The following is a 13,307-nucleotide window of genomic DNA, read 5'->3' on the forward strand; positions in this document are numbered from 1 at the left end:
ACCCCTCGCCGTCTCTTCCTTCAATCCGTCCTATTTCTTATCCTTTTCTTCGTACATATATGCCGCCTTCATCTTATTCATCAATAACTGCAGGACGGTCATCATATCCTTGTAGAAGCCCAGGCCTTGACCTGTATTGGCATTAAGCAATACGCTCAATACAACCTCATCGCTGCCTTTCTTCAAATAATAATACTCGACGCTTCCACGGTAATAGAGGGCGTCGTCGAGCTCCAGGTCGCTGAGCTTGTATTCGCCGATGCTCTCCACAAACTCATTGGCGCGGCTCTCAAGCTCTTCATTCGTAAATAACTTCTGCGGCTTCTCCGCACTGGGATTCGTCACTTTCGATATGCCCAACACTTCCCCGTCCTTCGCGTTAATCACAACGCCATATGCATCCGAAGGGTCGTAAATGTTCATGACATTAGCCATATAGACGCCGCTTGCCACCTTCTTCAGTGGCTCCTTGTATTCCACCAGAAATCCGCGGTCCATCTTAACGTTGCTAGTGGCATCCGCCAGCAGCGTTTTGATCCCCTGCTGGTCCATGAAGAACATCTCGAACACAATATCTTCGAGCGACAGATTGTGCTCAAAATATTTGTTCACCGCATTCATGCTAAGCGTCTTGACCGTCTCTTCAGACAATACGCCGTTATATTCGACTACCTCATCCGGCTTCTGCTCGGGAATTTTCTTCACCATGACTGTATCCTTCGATACGCCGGAATAGAAGCCTGCGCAGCCGGACATAATCGCAGCCGCCAATGAAAGAATCAAGGCCGCAGCTATATATTTCACCGATTTCACGGATTCACCCCGCCCTCTTCTTGAGTCTGCGGAAATACGACGCGAATGGTCGTCCCGGCCTGCAGCTCGCTGTCCACTTCGATCTCCGCATGATGGATATCCGCAATGCTGCGGCATATGGACAGCCCCAACCCGGCTCCGTTATTGTTGCGCGTCCGGGCCTTGTCCGCCATGTAGAACGGCTCGAAAATCTTATCGAGATGCTCCGCAGAGATGCCGCTGCCTTCATCCGCAATCTCCAGCACACAGCTGCCCCCGCGCTCCAGCGTACGGATCACGACCATGCCTCCCTCCTTGGAGGCCTTAACGGCATTGTCCACGAGATTGAAGATGACAATCTTGATCAGATCCTTCTCAAGAGGGAGCCGGCTGTCCTCGCATTCCAGCACAAGCCGGATCCCCTTTGGCGCTACGATGTGCTTGAGCGACGGCTCCAGCTCCATCACGATATCCATCATATTGTCCGGCTTCATCTGGAACTGATGGTCCTTCAGCAGAATCAAGTCCATCAGCTTGGTTGCGAGCGCTTCAAGCCGCTTGCCCTCGCTGTAGATGGCATTCAAGCCTTCCAGAAAGGTAGCCTCATCGTATTTGGTCGATCTCATATAATTGGCATAACCGATTATGGAAGTCAGCGGCGTCTTCAACTCATGCGTAATATTGTTGATGAACCTCTGCTTCTCGCCGTTATTGCGCTCCAGCTCGTTGATCTTGTCTTCCACAACTGAAGCCATCTCATTAAAGTTAGCCGCCAGCACTCCAATCTCGTCCCTGGACTTCAACTGCACCCGCTCCGAGAAGTCGCCTTGCGCGATCTCCTTCGCTGTCTTCACCATCCTCTCGATCGGCTTGGTCAAGCCCTTGCTGATCAAGAACATGACGATAATATAGATCAGGCACGCCACAATATCCATTTGCGCAAAAAACGTATATTGCTCCATCCGCTCCGTATACAGCGGGGTTACATCCTTGATATACGTAAAGATATAGTTCTTCTTGTTAATGTCCGTCACATTCGTCGTAAAGAGCAGCGTGCGCTCTCCGATATCCCGCAGTATATATTTGATCTCGCCAGGCTCCAGCTCCTCGCGTTCCTCGCGTTCCCGCGGCATGGTGAAGTCCAGATTGCTGAACACGGTCTTGTCCTTGTCGTCGGCAATATCCAGATAGCTGCCCTGGTCGCTGTTGCGCCTGACGAACTCGCTGGCAATATTCGTGAGCACGGTCTTCTCATAATCGATGGAATCATAAATGCGCAAGATCGGCACAACGGCATTTACGCTGGAATTGATGCTCATATTCGCGCTTAGCGTATTGTTGATCTCCTGCTGCAGCATCTTGCTGTGATTGCGCTCGATAACCATGATGGAGGCCGCGTTAAAAATAATAATGAAGGTCAGAATGGAGAACAGGCATATTTTTTGCCAAAATTTCATCCGTTAATCCTCCAGCCTGTATCCGATCTTATAGATCGTTTTGATCTGATCCTGCAGATTCAGCTTCTTCCTGAGCGACTTGATATGCATGTCCACCGTGCGGGTCTCCCCGTAGAAATCGCCGCCCCATACCTTCTCGATGAACTGCTCGCGGGAGAGGGCGATATTTTTATTTTTGAGCAACACAAGGAGCAATTCGTATTCCTTGGGCGTCAGCTCGACAACCTCCTGGCTGACCGTTACTTCCCGCTTGTCCACGTAGACTTCGATATTCTGGAACGATAGAACCGATTCCTCCTTGCCATACCGGCGGAGCACGGTCTCCATGCGGGCCAGCAGCTCAATCGCCTCGAACGGCTTGACCATATAGTCATCCGCTCCCAGCTTCAGGCCGTTCACTTTGTCGAAGACGGCGTTTTTGGCCGTCAGAAAAATAACCGGAATGTTCATCGGCCGAATCTTCTCCATCAGCTCGAAGCCGTCCATGCGCGGGATCATGACATCCAGCAGAATGAGATCGAACCGGTCTCCTTTGATCCGCTCCAGCGCGTCCATTCCGTCATAGACTTGTTCCGTCTCATAGCCGACAAGGGTCAGATTCATTTTGATAATATTGGATATATGAATTTCGTCCTCGACGATCAGTATGCGTTTCTTCATCTTCGTCCTCCCCGCTCCTCTTGTAGGGCCGACTATCTCTATTGTATAAGAGCAGCGCCGCCGGCTGGAGCATCAATTTCTTCCACTCTTCTCTCAACATAGCATAGTTGGAGGAGCCAAGGAAAGCCCGCCAGAAAATGCAGCATAGCAAAAAAGCCCGGCAGCCGCTTCCTAAGAAGCGCTGCCGGACTTGATGCGGATAGGCTGTCGCTTACCCGTGCAATGCCGCTTGTCTCTTGTAGTGGTCTTCCAATACGAGACATGCCATCGCCTCAACAACAGGTACGATACGCGGACAGATGCAAGGATCATGTCTGCCTTCCGTGCGGATCTCACGCTCTTCGCCCTCTTTGTTGATCGTCCGTTGAGGAGACGAAATCGATGAAGTCGGCTTGACCGCTACCCGGAAGATTATCTCTTCGCCAGTGCTGATGCCGCCGACGATGCCCCCTGCGTGGTTGGTCAGGAATCCGTTCTTATCCATCGCGTCGTTATGCTCGCTGCCCTGCATAGACGCTGCTGCGAAGCCTTCGCCGAACTCAATGCCTTTCACCGCACCGATGGACAGCATCGCCTTCGCCAGCTCGGCATCCAGCTTATCGAAGGTCGGTTCGCCGATGCCCGGGGCTACGCCTCTGATCCGGCATTCCACGATACCGCCGCAGCTATCGCCGATTGCAGCCAGCGCTTCGATCTTCTCGACCATCCTCACAGCCGCATCGGGATCGCATGCCCGGACAGGATTCTTCTCGATAATGCTCTCGTCGAAGGTCTCGCACTTGATATCGCCAACTTGAGTCGTATAAGCAACGATGGATACCCCTCTGCCTTCCAGTGACTTGCGGGCAACCGCTCCGCCTGCAACCCTACCTGCCGTCTCGCGGCCCGACGCTCTGCCGCTTCCGCGGTAATCGCGGTGTCCGTACTTCTGATCATATGTGAAGTCGGCATGTCCCGGACGATACAGCAGCTTAATATCGCTGTAAGCTTCGGGCCTCATATCCGTGTTCTGCAATTGAATGCTGAGCGGAGCTCCTGTCGTCTTGCCCTCGAATACGCCGGACAGAATACGGATCGTGTCGTATTCCTTCCGCGGCGTGGTGACAGAGGATTGGCCCGGCTTCCTGCGGTCCATCTGCACCTGAATGTAGGCCTCATCTATCTCCATTCCAGGCGTTACGCCGTCGACAATAACACCGACTGCAACGCCATGGGATTCGCCAAACGTCGTAATTTTGAATCGTTCTCCGAATGTGCTTCCCGCCATCGTGATTCACCTCGTTAAATTTTTATCCTGCTCTTATTGTAGTCAATGATTTGAGATTAATGAAATCACAATTTCCTATAGCAGCTATAGATCGAATCTATAGCATCATGAAATGGCAACCATTCCAGCCAGACATGCGTTTAAGGGATATTCGAGCTTTTTGAGGAGGAAGGGATTATGGAGATCAAGTGGCTGGAGTGGGCCAAGGGGATTCAGGCTATTGCGCAGACTGGCCTGACTTATTCGAAGGATGTATACGATATCGAACGGTATGAACAATTGCGCCAGCTCAGCATCGACATCTTATCCGGCTATACCGATGCGGGGATCGACAAGATCAAGCTGACCTTCGCCAGCGATACGGGCTATGCGACGCCGAAGGTGGATGTCCGCGCGGTTGTTTTCCAGGATGAGCGGATTCTGCTCGTCCGCGAAAAAATCGACGGCGCATGGTCGCTGCCTGGCGGCTGGGCCGATGTGGGGCTATCCGCTTCCGAAGTGGCCGTCAAGGAAGTCGAGGAAGAATCCGGCTACCTCGTTGCGCCGATCCGGCTGCTGGCCGTTCTCGATAAGAAATTTCATGACCATCCGCCTGAGCCTTACCATGTCTATAAGATGTTCATCCAATGCCGGATTGTCGGTGGCGAGGCGCTTAGCGGCATCGAGACAAGCGAGGTTGCCTTCTACGGCATCGACGAATTGCCTCAGCTGTCACTGGAGCGGAATACGGAAGCCCAGGTTAAGACCATGTTCCAGTTCTTATATAATCCCAATAAAGAGACGATGCTGGATTGAGATTCCCTTTGCCCAGCGTGATGAGATGCCGCGCACGCTAAACTTTGCCTTCTTTCAGCCCTTCCACCGCTTTGCGAATGCGGCGCTCGCGCGTCTCCACCGTCTTGGCTTGTTCAATTTGATACACAATCCGATTCTGGTTGCTGTAGCTCAAGCCGGCGAAGAAAGCTGCCGCTGCCTCCTCCTGAGCCAGCACCGCTGCCAGATCATCGGGCACTGTGATCTCTCGTGGCTCCATATCCAACGCCAGCTCCACCTCCACGACATCGCCAGCTGCAACTCCGGCGCCTTGGCGATTCTCCGCATTCAGCGGCACCATGAATTTGCCGCCCATAACCGCAACCGTACTGCGATACGTATAACCGCCGATGGTCACGACTACAGGCGGTTTCTTCCCTTTTCCCAGAGACTCGACGACTTCACCGGGCACCTCGAAGCCCGTTGCCGTCTTGCCTCCCAATATAATCTCCGTCTTGAATTTCATGGGACATTCTCCTTCTATGGCAAGCCGCTGGCTGCTCCGTTATCTGCGCTATACCTTCTGCTTATCCTTATTGTTCAGTATATTATCCTCCAGCACGGCAAACTTGTCGCCGTACTCCCGAATAATATGGAGCTCGCCCCAATTGCACAAGGCATCCAATATAGAGCGAAGACTGCTGCCGTATTCGCTGAGCTCATATTCGACCTTGGGAGGCACCTGGTTATAGACGATCCGGTTCACGATACCGTCATCCTCCAGCTCTCTCAGCTGCTGCGTCAGCATCTTCTGGGTAATGCCCGGCATCAAGCGCTTCAGATCGCTTGTCCGCTTCTTGCCATGCGTCAGATGGCACAGGATGACACACTTCCACTTGCCGCCAATGACCTCCAGCGTCGCTTCAACCGAGATGTTATATTTTTTCTTTTGTACCGCTTCTGTCTCCATTATGCTTCCTCCTTGCTTCACGCTATGGGCACTTTTCAGTACCTATATCACTTGAAAGTGCGTACTGTTCATTTTGATCTGTGTCATTGATAATAGCACTTACCGGCCGGATATCACAATACGACAGAGTAGGAGTGGACCCATGACAACAGAGAAAAAAAACAGCCTGCTGGCGCTGCTTGCTTTGGCTATCAGCGCCTTTGCCATTGGAACGACCGAGTTTATCAGCGTGGGACTGCTTCCGCTCATCGCCGATGACCTTCATATATCCGTCACTACCGCCGGGTTGACGGTGACCTTATATGCGCTGGGCGTTGCGTTCGGAGCGCCGGTGCTCACGTCCATGACTTCACAGGTATCCCGGAAGAGGCTGCTCTTCTGGATTATGATCGTATTTATCGCGGGGAATATGCTGGCCGCCACCGCAGGAAGCGTGGCCGTTCTGCTTACTGCTCGCATCATCTCGGCATTGTCGCACGGCGTCTTCATGTCGATCGGCTCCACGATTGCCGCAGATCTCGTGCCGGAGAACCGCCGTGCCAGCGCGATCTCCATCATGTTCTCAGGACTTACCGTCGCTACGGTTACAGGCGTGCCGCTCGGCACCTTCATCGGCCAGCAGCTCGGCTGGCGCGCAGCTTTCGTCGCCATTGTCGCGGTAGGTGTAGTCGCTTTGCTGGCGAATATGCTGCTTGTGCCCTCCAATCTTCGGAAAGGAGCCAAGGTGCGGCTCGGCGACCAGTGGAAGCTTGTGACGAACGGCAGGCTGCTGCTTGCCTTTGCGATTACTGCTTTGGGCTATGGAGGAACGTTTGTCGTCTTTACCTATTTATCCCCGCTGCTCCATGATATAACCGGATTTGGCGAAAAGACTGTTGCTGTTATTCTGCTGCTTTACGGAATTGCCATTGCCATCGGCAACGTAATCGGAGGCAAAGCCGCGAACCGCAAGCCAATTCAAGCGCTCTTCTACATGTTTATCGTTCAGGCGGTAGTCCTTGTTGCGCTGGCATTCACCGCGCCGTACAAGATCGCCGGCCTGATCACCATATTCTTTATGGGTCTGTTCGCCTTTATGAACGTGCCCGGCTTACAAGTTTATGTCGTGATGCTTGCCGAGCGCTTCGCGCCGGAAGCGAAGGATGTGGCCTCCGCCGTCAATATCGCCGCCTTCAACGCCGGCATTGCCATCGGCGCGTACCTTGGCGGAGTCATCACCGATTCCATCGGACTCATCCATACCACCTGGATCGGAGCCATTATGGTAGCGGCTGCTGTCCTGCTGACAGGCTGGGCCCGTATATTGGAGGGGCGAGATCAAGCGTCGTCGCCATTATCCCAGCGGGCATCTTAATCCGTATTTTAGAATCATTTGCGCTAAATCAAATACAACTTACTGGAGGAATATCATCATGATGAAACATTTGCAAGACACCGTGACATTACACAATGGCGTAGCGATGCCGGGGCTGGGACTAGGCGTATTCAAAGTGGAGGAAGGCCCGACTGTTGTCCAGGCGGTGAAGGCAGCTATTGCGAATGGCTACCGCAGCATCGATACCGCTGCCATCTATGGCAACGAACAAACGGTAGGCCAAGGCATCCGTGAAGCGCTGGCGGAGAATGCGCTGAGCAGAGAAGACATCTTCGTCACATCGAAAGTATGGAATTCGGATTTGGGGTATGAAGCGACTTTGGCCGCTTATGAGACAAGCCTGCAAAAGCTGGGGCTGGAATATCTCGACCTCTACCTCATTCACTGGCCGGTGCAAGGAAAATACAAGGATGCATGGCGCGCCCTGGAGCACTTGTACGAAGCCGGCAAAGTGAAGGCGATTGGCGTCAGCAACTTCCAGATTCATCACCTTCAAGATGTGATGGCGGATGCCAAGATTAAGCCCATGATCAATCAGGTAGAGCTTCATCCGCGCTTAACGCAAAAGGAGCTGCTGGGCTTCACAAGAGAGCACGGCATTCAACTGGAAGCCTGGTCGCCGCTTATGCAAGGCGAGCTGCTGGATAATGAGGTATTGAAGGAGATCGGAGCGAAATACGGCAAATCGGTCGCTCAAATCATCCTGCGCTGGGATGTGCAGCATGGCATTGTCACCATTCCCAAATCAGTCAAGGAGCACCGGATTATCGAAAATGCTTCCATCTTCGACTTCGAGCTAAGTGCAGGGGAAATGGAACAGATTGACGCGCTGAACGAAGACCGCCGCGTAGGTCCGGACCCGGACAACTTCGATTTCTAATCCGCACCAATCGCAAGCCTGCTCCCTGACATACAGAAGACGCCGCTTCCCTGGGAGGAACGGCGTCTTTCTATCTTGATAATGCAGCTGATTGCATATCTCGGTCAGGCGCTCAACCTATAAATTCAGCTCCACCATCGATTGCGCCAGCACCGGATAATCGGTAATGATGCCGTCAATCTGGAACTTCAGCACTTCCTTCATATTGCGCCTCGTATTGACCGTCCATACCCATACTTCACGCCCGGAAGCATGCGCCTGCTTCACAAGCTGATCCGTCAGCATCACCTGTTCTATCGTGTAGAAGTCGACATCAAGCGCTGACAGGTTACCGAGCGCAAAATATAAGATCTGCCCAATCTTAATATCAGGGGCAAGCTCCCGTATCTGCTTCAGCGAGTAGCTGTCGAAGGACTGGATATAGACCTCCTCCTCCATGCCGTAAGCCTGGATCAGATTGACGACTTCCTTCACCAGATCGTCGCCCGGGCCGTATGGCTTCAGGTCGAGCAGCAGCTTAATGCGCCCCTGCGCTTCTGCCAGCGCATAAGCCAGCGTCGGAATATGGATAGTTTCCATATTCTCGTCCTGCCCGATAACAAGGCGGCTAAGCTCCTCATAGGTGAGCTCGGACACGCGCTCCGGCACGCCGGCCATACGGCGCAGGCTGTAATCATGATGGAGCACGGCTATGCCGTCTTTGGTTAATTGAACGTCTACTTCTACCGACTGAATCCCCTTGTCTATTGCGGCATTAATGGATGGAATGGAATTCTCCGGAGCGTTCTCCGCATCCCCTCGATGCGCTGAGATGAGCACGTTCCACTTCGCATAGACGAGACTGTCATTGGCTCTGATCCCCACATATACCGCCAGTCCAATGTAGATGACCGCGATGGACGCGTACAGCAGGCTCGTACGCTTCCTCCCCTTCAAGAAGGCGGCGAATCTCTGCTCCAGCCTGCCAAGTCTGCTCCGGTAGATATGCAGATGATCCTTTGGCTTCTCGCCCCTTGTATGTCCGAAATAATAGAACAGACGGGTCAAGAAGATCATATTGATCGGGATAAGCAGCAGCGCGAACATATAGGTCAGAATCGAAGATAGCGTCAAGGAATAATGATTCGTAAACGCCTTAAGCACATTCATATCCATCCACGACGGCAAATAGGAAAGCAAAGAAATCGCCGCGAAGCCGGTGCCGAATACGACCGCATTCAGGACGAACAGCCAGAAGAACAGCTGAAGCCTTCTCCCCTGCGTCAAGACCTGGCTGCAACGGATCGCTTCCGTAATGGACTTGCGCTCCAGCATGATATAGTGCAGCACGAATATCCATCGCAGCACCATATAGAGAATGGCAATCAACAGCAGGATATATACAATCGTCATCGTATAAGAGGCATCGAACACTCTGCTTTGCATGAAGATCGGGAAATTAAACAATGCATAGAAGGAAGCCGATAACGGCGAGTCGATAAAGGGGATCAGCACCAGCAAGAAAACAAGCAGCTGAATGATGCCGAAGCCAAGCAGCCGCGGCGTCTGGCGCAGCGTCGTAAGGAGGGCATCCGCGATGGTGATTCCCTTGCCAAAGTATCGCTGCTGGACGAGAATAACGAGGACGCACAATTCAATGAACAGCGCAAAAGAAGCGACCAGGCCGATCATAATGAGCCCGAGCACTCCTTCGTAAGTATAGCCAATCTTATATACCTCGCCGTTCAGCAGCGAGCCGGAGCCGACTACGGTTAATATCCGGTTGAAGATAAACGTAATAACGGGAATGATAATGACGCTCGTAAGCAGCATGTACAAATATTCAAAGAGCAGCAGCTTGGTGTATGAGGCGCGGAAATCGCGAATGCTTCTGCCGAGCAACCTGAGCATGTGAATTCATCCTATCTGTGGAAGATGGTTACACACCCATTATACCCTCCAAGCCGCCGCTCCTTGAAGCGATTTTTTGTTTAACGTACCGATTCGGCTTTGCCGGCCCCTACTTCGCGCGTCCAGCCGAACGGATCCTCTATCGTTCCATACTGAATGCCTGTGAGCGTATCATACAGCTTGTTCGTCAGCTCGCCTGTGCGGCCTTCGCCGATAACCAGCTTCTGGCCGCCCCAGTTCACTTCGCCAATCGGGGAGATGACAGCAGCGGTGCCTGTGCCGAACGCTTCCTCCAGCAAGCCTTGCTCGGCCGCTTCATAGATCTCATCGATGGACAATCTTCTTTCTTCCACCGTGATGCCCCAATGGGTCAGCAGTTGAATGACGGAGCTGCGCGTAATGCCTGCGAGAATGCTGCCGTTCAGCACCGGAGTCACAACCTTGCCGCCGATCTTGAAGAACACGTTCATACTGCCGACTTCCTCAATGTACTTGTGCTCTGCGCCGTCCAGCCACAGTACCTGCGTATAGCCTTGCTCCTTCGCAATCTGCTGCGACTTTAAGGCTGCGGCATAGTTGCCGGCCGTCTTCGCTTCGCCTACTCCGCCGACCATCGCGCGGACAAACTGGGATTCCACGTAGATTTTGACCGGATTCATGCCCTCCGGATAGTATGCGCCTACTGGCGACATGATGATAATGAAATGGTAGTTCTCCGATGGCGCAACACCAAGCGTTGCCTGCGTCGCAATGACATAAGGGCGAATATAAAGCGATGTGCCCGGTTCAGTCGGAATCCAGTCGGCATCGACTTCGATCAGCCGCTCCAGCGCCTCGACAGCCTTGTCGATGTCCAGCTCAGGAACGCTCATGCGGTCGTTGGAGCGATTCATGCGGGCGAAGTTGTCTTGCGGGCGGAACAAGCGAATGCTGCCGTCTGCGGATTTATACGCTTTCAATCCTTCGAAGATGGTTTGTCCATAGTGGAACACTTTCGCTGCAGGGTCCAGCACAAGCGGCTGATACGGAATAATGCGCGCATTATGCCATTCCTGCTCTACGCTGTAATCCATCATAAACATATGATCGGTGAAATGAATGCCGAAGCCAAGCTGATCTTGCGGCGGCTTTGCTTTCTTCTGCGAAGTTGTTTCCACGGTTATCGATAGGCTTTGAGTCATGAGAATCCAGCTCCTTCGTTCAATACATTGTGATTGAATACTATCATCTTCTGAGGTATATATAAAATATCTAAACTATTCATCATCCATACCTTTAAAGTATGTTAAAGGAGAGCATGACGATGGACATCCGGCAACTGAAATATTTCCTTGCAATCGCGCAAGAAAAGCAGATTACACGCGCCGCCAAGCTGCTGCATATGGAGCAGCCTCCCCTGAGCAGACAGCTCATGCTGATGGAGGAAGAGCTTGGCACCCAGCTGTTCGAGCGCAGCCGCAAGCAGCTCACCCTGACTGCTGCCGGCGAGAGACTCAAGGAGCGCGCGGAGCAGCTGCTGCTGCAGCTGGACGAGACGATTAAAGAAGTGCGGGAGATCGAATCCGGCGTACGGGGCACCCTATCGATCGGGGCCGTCGTATCGTGCGTCTCCATCCTGCCGAAGCCGATTCAACTGCTGCGTGAGACGCATCCCCGGGTTACGTTCAAAATTTCCGAAGGCGACCACTTTATTATGAGCCAGCTGCTGGAGAAACGATCCGTCGAGCTGGTCATCTCGCGGCTGCCGTTCGAAACCAATATTTTGCCTGGGAAAATAGAGATTCTCCCGCTCCCGTCCGATCCCTATGTGGCGCTCATGCCGTCATCCTGGGCCCCGTCCACCGCTGACAAGAGCATCGGCATGGAGGAGCTTGCGACCTATCCGCTGCTAACGCTTAAGACGGACAACACGACACGCATGCATGAACAGGTTGTCAACGAATTCAGGCGCCACGGCATCGAGCCGACGATCATATGCGAATGCTCCAGCGTTGCCATCATCATGTCGCTCGTCGCCGCTGGAATCGGGGCGACTGTCTTCCCGAAATCGACGCTCTCCTCATTCCCGCTGGAGGCTGTGACGATGCTTGCTATACGCGATGCCGACTTTCAATCCGAAGTAGGCATTCTATGGCTGAAGGATCATCGCTTGTCGAAGCGCGCCCAGCACTTTATCGAATGCTTGCTGTCGGCCGAATAGATGAATAGTTGTTTCCAATATGGGAATTCTGCAATCCATTTGCTTGTACCCTACATCCAGTTTAACAGAATCGGCGGAAAATCTCGAAGAATCAAAGAAAAAACGCCTTCTTAGGCGTTTTTTGGCGAATTCAGCTTCATCAGTTTCGCTGCTTCGTTCATCCCGGGCATTATGCCTGCTGCTTGCGCGAAGCCTTCGGCGTCATGCCGACATGCTTCTTGAACAGCCTGTTGAAGTTGGTGAGCGAACGGAAGCCGCATTCCAGCGCGATATCGGTCACCTTCATACCGCCCCCCTCCAGCATGGCGACCGCCTGCTCCAGCCGAATATGAATGAGATACAGCAGCGGCGGCATGCCGACGGCCCGTTTGAATATTTCGCTAAAGCGAGACGGACTTAGATAGACGAGGGACGCAAGCTCCTCCAGCGTCCAAGAGTGGGCATAGTTCAGCTCCATCGTCATAATGACCTGGCGCATCTTCTCCAGCTGCTGCTCGCTGATGCTTGGCTCCTGCCGCAAAGCGCCGTCCACCCGGCACTCCCGGTTGACAACAGCCAGAAACCGGAGCAGCAGCGAATAAACAATAGATCCATAAGAGCGATTCTCCTGCTCATGCTCCTGCTGAAGCTCCATAAGGATGCTCCGCAGCTTGTCCATAGACGGGTGCTCGCGATCGATCAGATTCGTAAAGCATTTGCCCACATCCCTGAACGGGCTTAGCAGCTCCGGATCGAACCTCAAATTGCGGACGAACCAGGTGGGATCGAAGGTGATGACCGTCATGACCAGATCTTTGCTTTCATAGGCGCAGTGCAGATCATTGGAATTAATCAGCAGGATGTCTCCCTGCTGAAACTCGTACTTCTGGCCATTGATTATATAGTAGCCCGTCCCGGACTTGATATAGTTAATCTCCAGCACGTCATGCCAATGCAGCTTCTGATACACATTATTAACCCCGATTGTATCGATGACGAATACCGGATAGTTTTTGTCCAAAATTACTTTTTCCTTCGGAATTGCTTCTTCTCTCATGATAGCTGGCATCTCGGAGCCCCCCGT

At 52.8% G+C, this 13,307-nt stretch carries 13 protein-coding genes; 4 read left to right on the forward strand and 9 right to left on the reverse strand.

All coding sequences use genetic code 11. The features are described from left to right. Positions 1-30: 30 nt before the first annotated feature. The 4 genes from D3P09_RS10425 to aroC form a co-directional block, all read right to left on the reverse strand. Positions 31-813: a hypothetical protein gene (locus D3P09_RS10425; RefSeq protein WP_120109573.1), complete on the reverse strand. Its 783-nt coding sequence runs from the start codon at positions 811-813 to the stop codon at positions 31-33. After that, entirely contained in the window at positions 810-2,249 is a 1,440-nt protein-coding gene (locus D3P09_RS10430; protein WP_120109575.1) for a sensor histidine kinase, read from the reverse strand. Before D3P09_RS10430 ends, D3P09_RS10425 begins: the two co-directional genes overlap by 4 nt. A 3-nt stretch (positions 2,250-2,252) precedes the next feature. Beyond that, a complete protein-coding gene (locus tag D3P09_RS10435) occupies positions 2,253-2,909 on the reverse strand; it encodes a response regulator transcription factor (RefSeq protein WP_120109576.1) in 657 nt (218 codons plus the stop codon). Positions 2,910-3,120: 211 nt separating this feature from the next. Further along, positions 3,121-4,176 carry a chorismate synthase gene (aroC, locus tag D3P09_RS10440; protein WP_120109578.1) on the reverse strand — a complete coding sequence of 352 codons (1,056 nt, stop codon included), beginning with the start codon at positions 4,174-4,176 and terminating at the stop codon, positions 3,121-3,123. 177 nt (positions 4,177-4,353) lie between these two features. Between aroC and D3P09_RS10445 the strand changes: the two genes are divergently transcribed. Continuing rightward, on the forward strand, positions 4,354-4,971 hold the full coding sequence (locus tag D3P09_RS10445) for an NUDIX hydrolase (RefSeq protein ID WP_120109579.1): 618 nt from the start codon (positions 4,354-4,356) through the stop codon (positions 4,969-4,971). Positions 4,972-5,008: 37 nt separating this feature from the next. On the opposite strand, the gene D3P09_RS10450 is transcribed toward D3P09_RS10445, so the two are convergent. Both D3P09_RS10450 and D3P09_RS10455 read right to left on the reverse strand, forming a co-directional pair. Then, positions 5,009-5,455, reverse strand: coding sequence for a YdeI/OmpD-associated family protein (locus D3P09_RS10450; protein WP_120109581.1), 447 nt, complete (start codon positions 5,453-5,455; stop codon positions 5,009-5,011). A 48-nt stretch (positions 5,456-5,503) separates the two neighbouring features. Next, positions 5,504-5,899: a winged helix-turn-helix transcriptional regulator gene (locus D3P09_RS10455; RefSeq protein ID WP_120109583.1), complete on the reverse strand. Its 396-nt coding sequence runs from the start codon at positions 5,897-5,899 to the stop codon at positions 5,504-5,506. A gap of 142 nt (positions 5,900-6,041) precedes the next feature. Here D3P09_RS10455 and D3P09_RS10460 point away from each other — a divergent pair, with 142 nt between their 5' ends. Both D3P09_RS10460 and D3P09_RS10465 read left to right on the forward strand, forming a co-directional pair. Then, positions 6,042-7,253: an MFS transporter gene (locus D3P09_RS10460; RefSeq protein ID WP_120109584.1), complete on the forward strand. Its 1,212-nt coding sequence runs from the start codon at positions 6,042-6,044 to the stop codon at positions 7,251-7,253. A 58-nt stretch (positions 7,254-7,311) separates the two neighbouring features. After that, complete coding sequence (locus tag D3P09_RS10465; protein WP_120109586.1) at positions 7,312-8,154, forward strand: aldo/keto reductase; 843 nt, start codon at positions 7,312-7,314, stop codon at positions 8,152-8,154. 117 nt (positions 8,155-8,271) lie between these two features. Here D3P09_RS10465 and D3P09_RS10470 read toward each other — a convergent pair whose 3' ends face one another. Next, positions 8,272-10,044, reverse strand: a complete 1,773-nt coding sequence (locus D3P09_RS10470) for a glycerophosphodiester phosphodiesterase (protein ID WP_120109588.1) — start codon at positions 10,042-10,044, stop codon at positions 8,272-8,274. 80 nt (positions 10,045-10,124) lie between these two features. Further along, positions 10,125-11,225 (reverse strand): branched-chain amino acid aminotransferase, encoded by a 1,101-nt coding sequence (locus D3P09_RS10475; RefSeq protein ID WP_120109590.1) that lies wholly within the window; start codon positions 11,223-11,225, stop codon positions 10,125-10,127. Positions 11,226-11,347: 122 nt separating this feature from the next. On the opposite strand from D3P09_RS10475, the gene D3P09_RS10480 reads away from it, so the two are divergent. Then, complete coding sequence (locus D3P09_RS10480) at positions 11,348-12,244, forward strand: LysR family transcriptional regulator (protein WP_120109591.1); 897 nt, start codon at positions 11,348-11,350, stop codon at positions 12,242-12,244. A gap of 169 nt (positions 12,245-12,413) precedes the next feature. Here the strand turns inward: D3P09_RS10480 and D3P09_RS10485 are convergent, their stop codons facing one another. Further along, entirely contained in the window at positions 12,414-13,292 is an 879-nt protein-coding gene (locus tag D3P09_RS10485; protein ID WP_120109593.1) for an AraC family transcriptional regulator, read from the reverse strand. Positions 13,293-13,307 lie beyond the last annotated feature (15 nt).

Origin of the sequence: Paenibacillus pinisoli, assembly GCF_003605435.1 — a bacterium.
GTDB classification, from domain to species: Bacteria; Bacillota; Bacilli; order Paenibacillales; family Paenibacillaceae; genus Pristimantibacillus; species Pristimantibacillus pinisoli.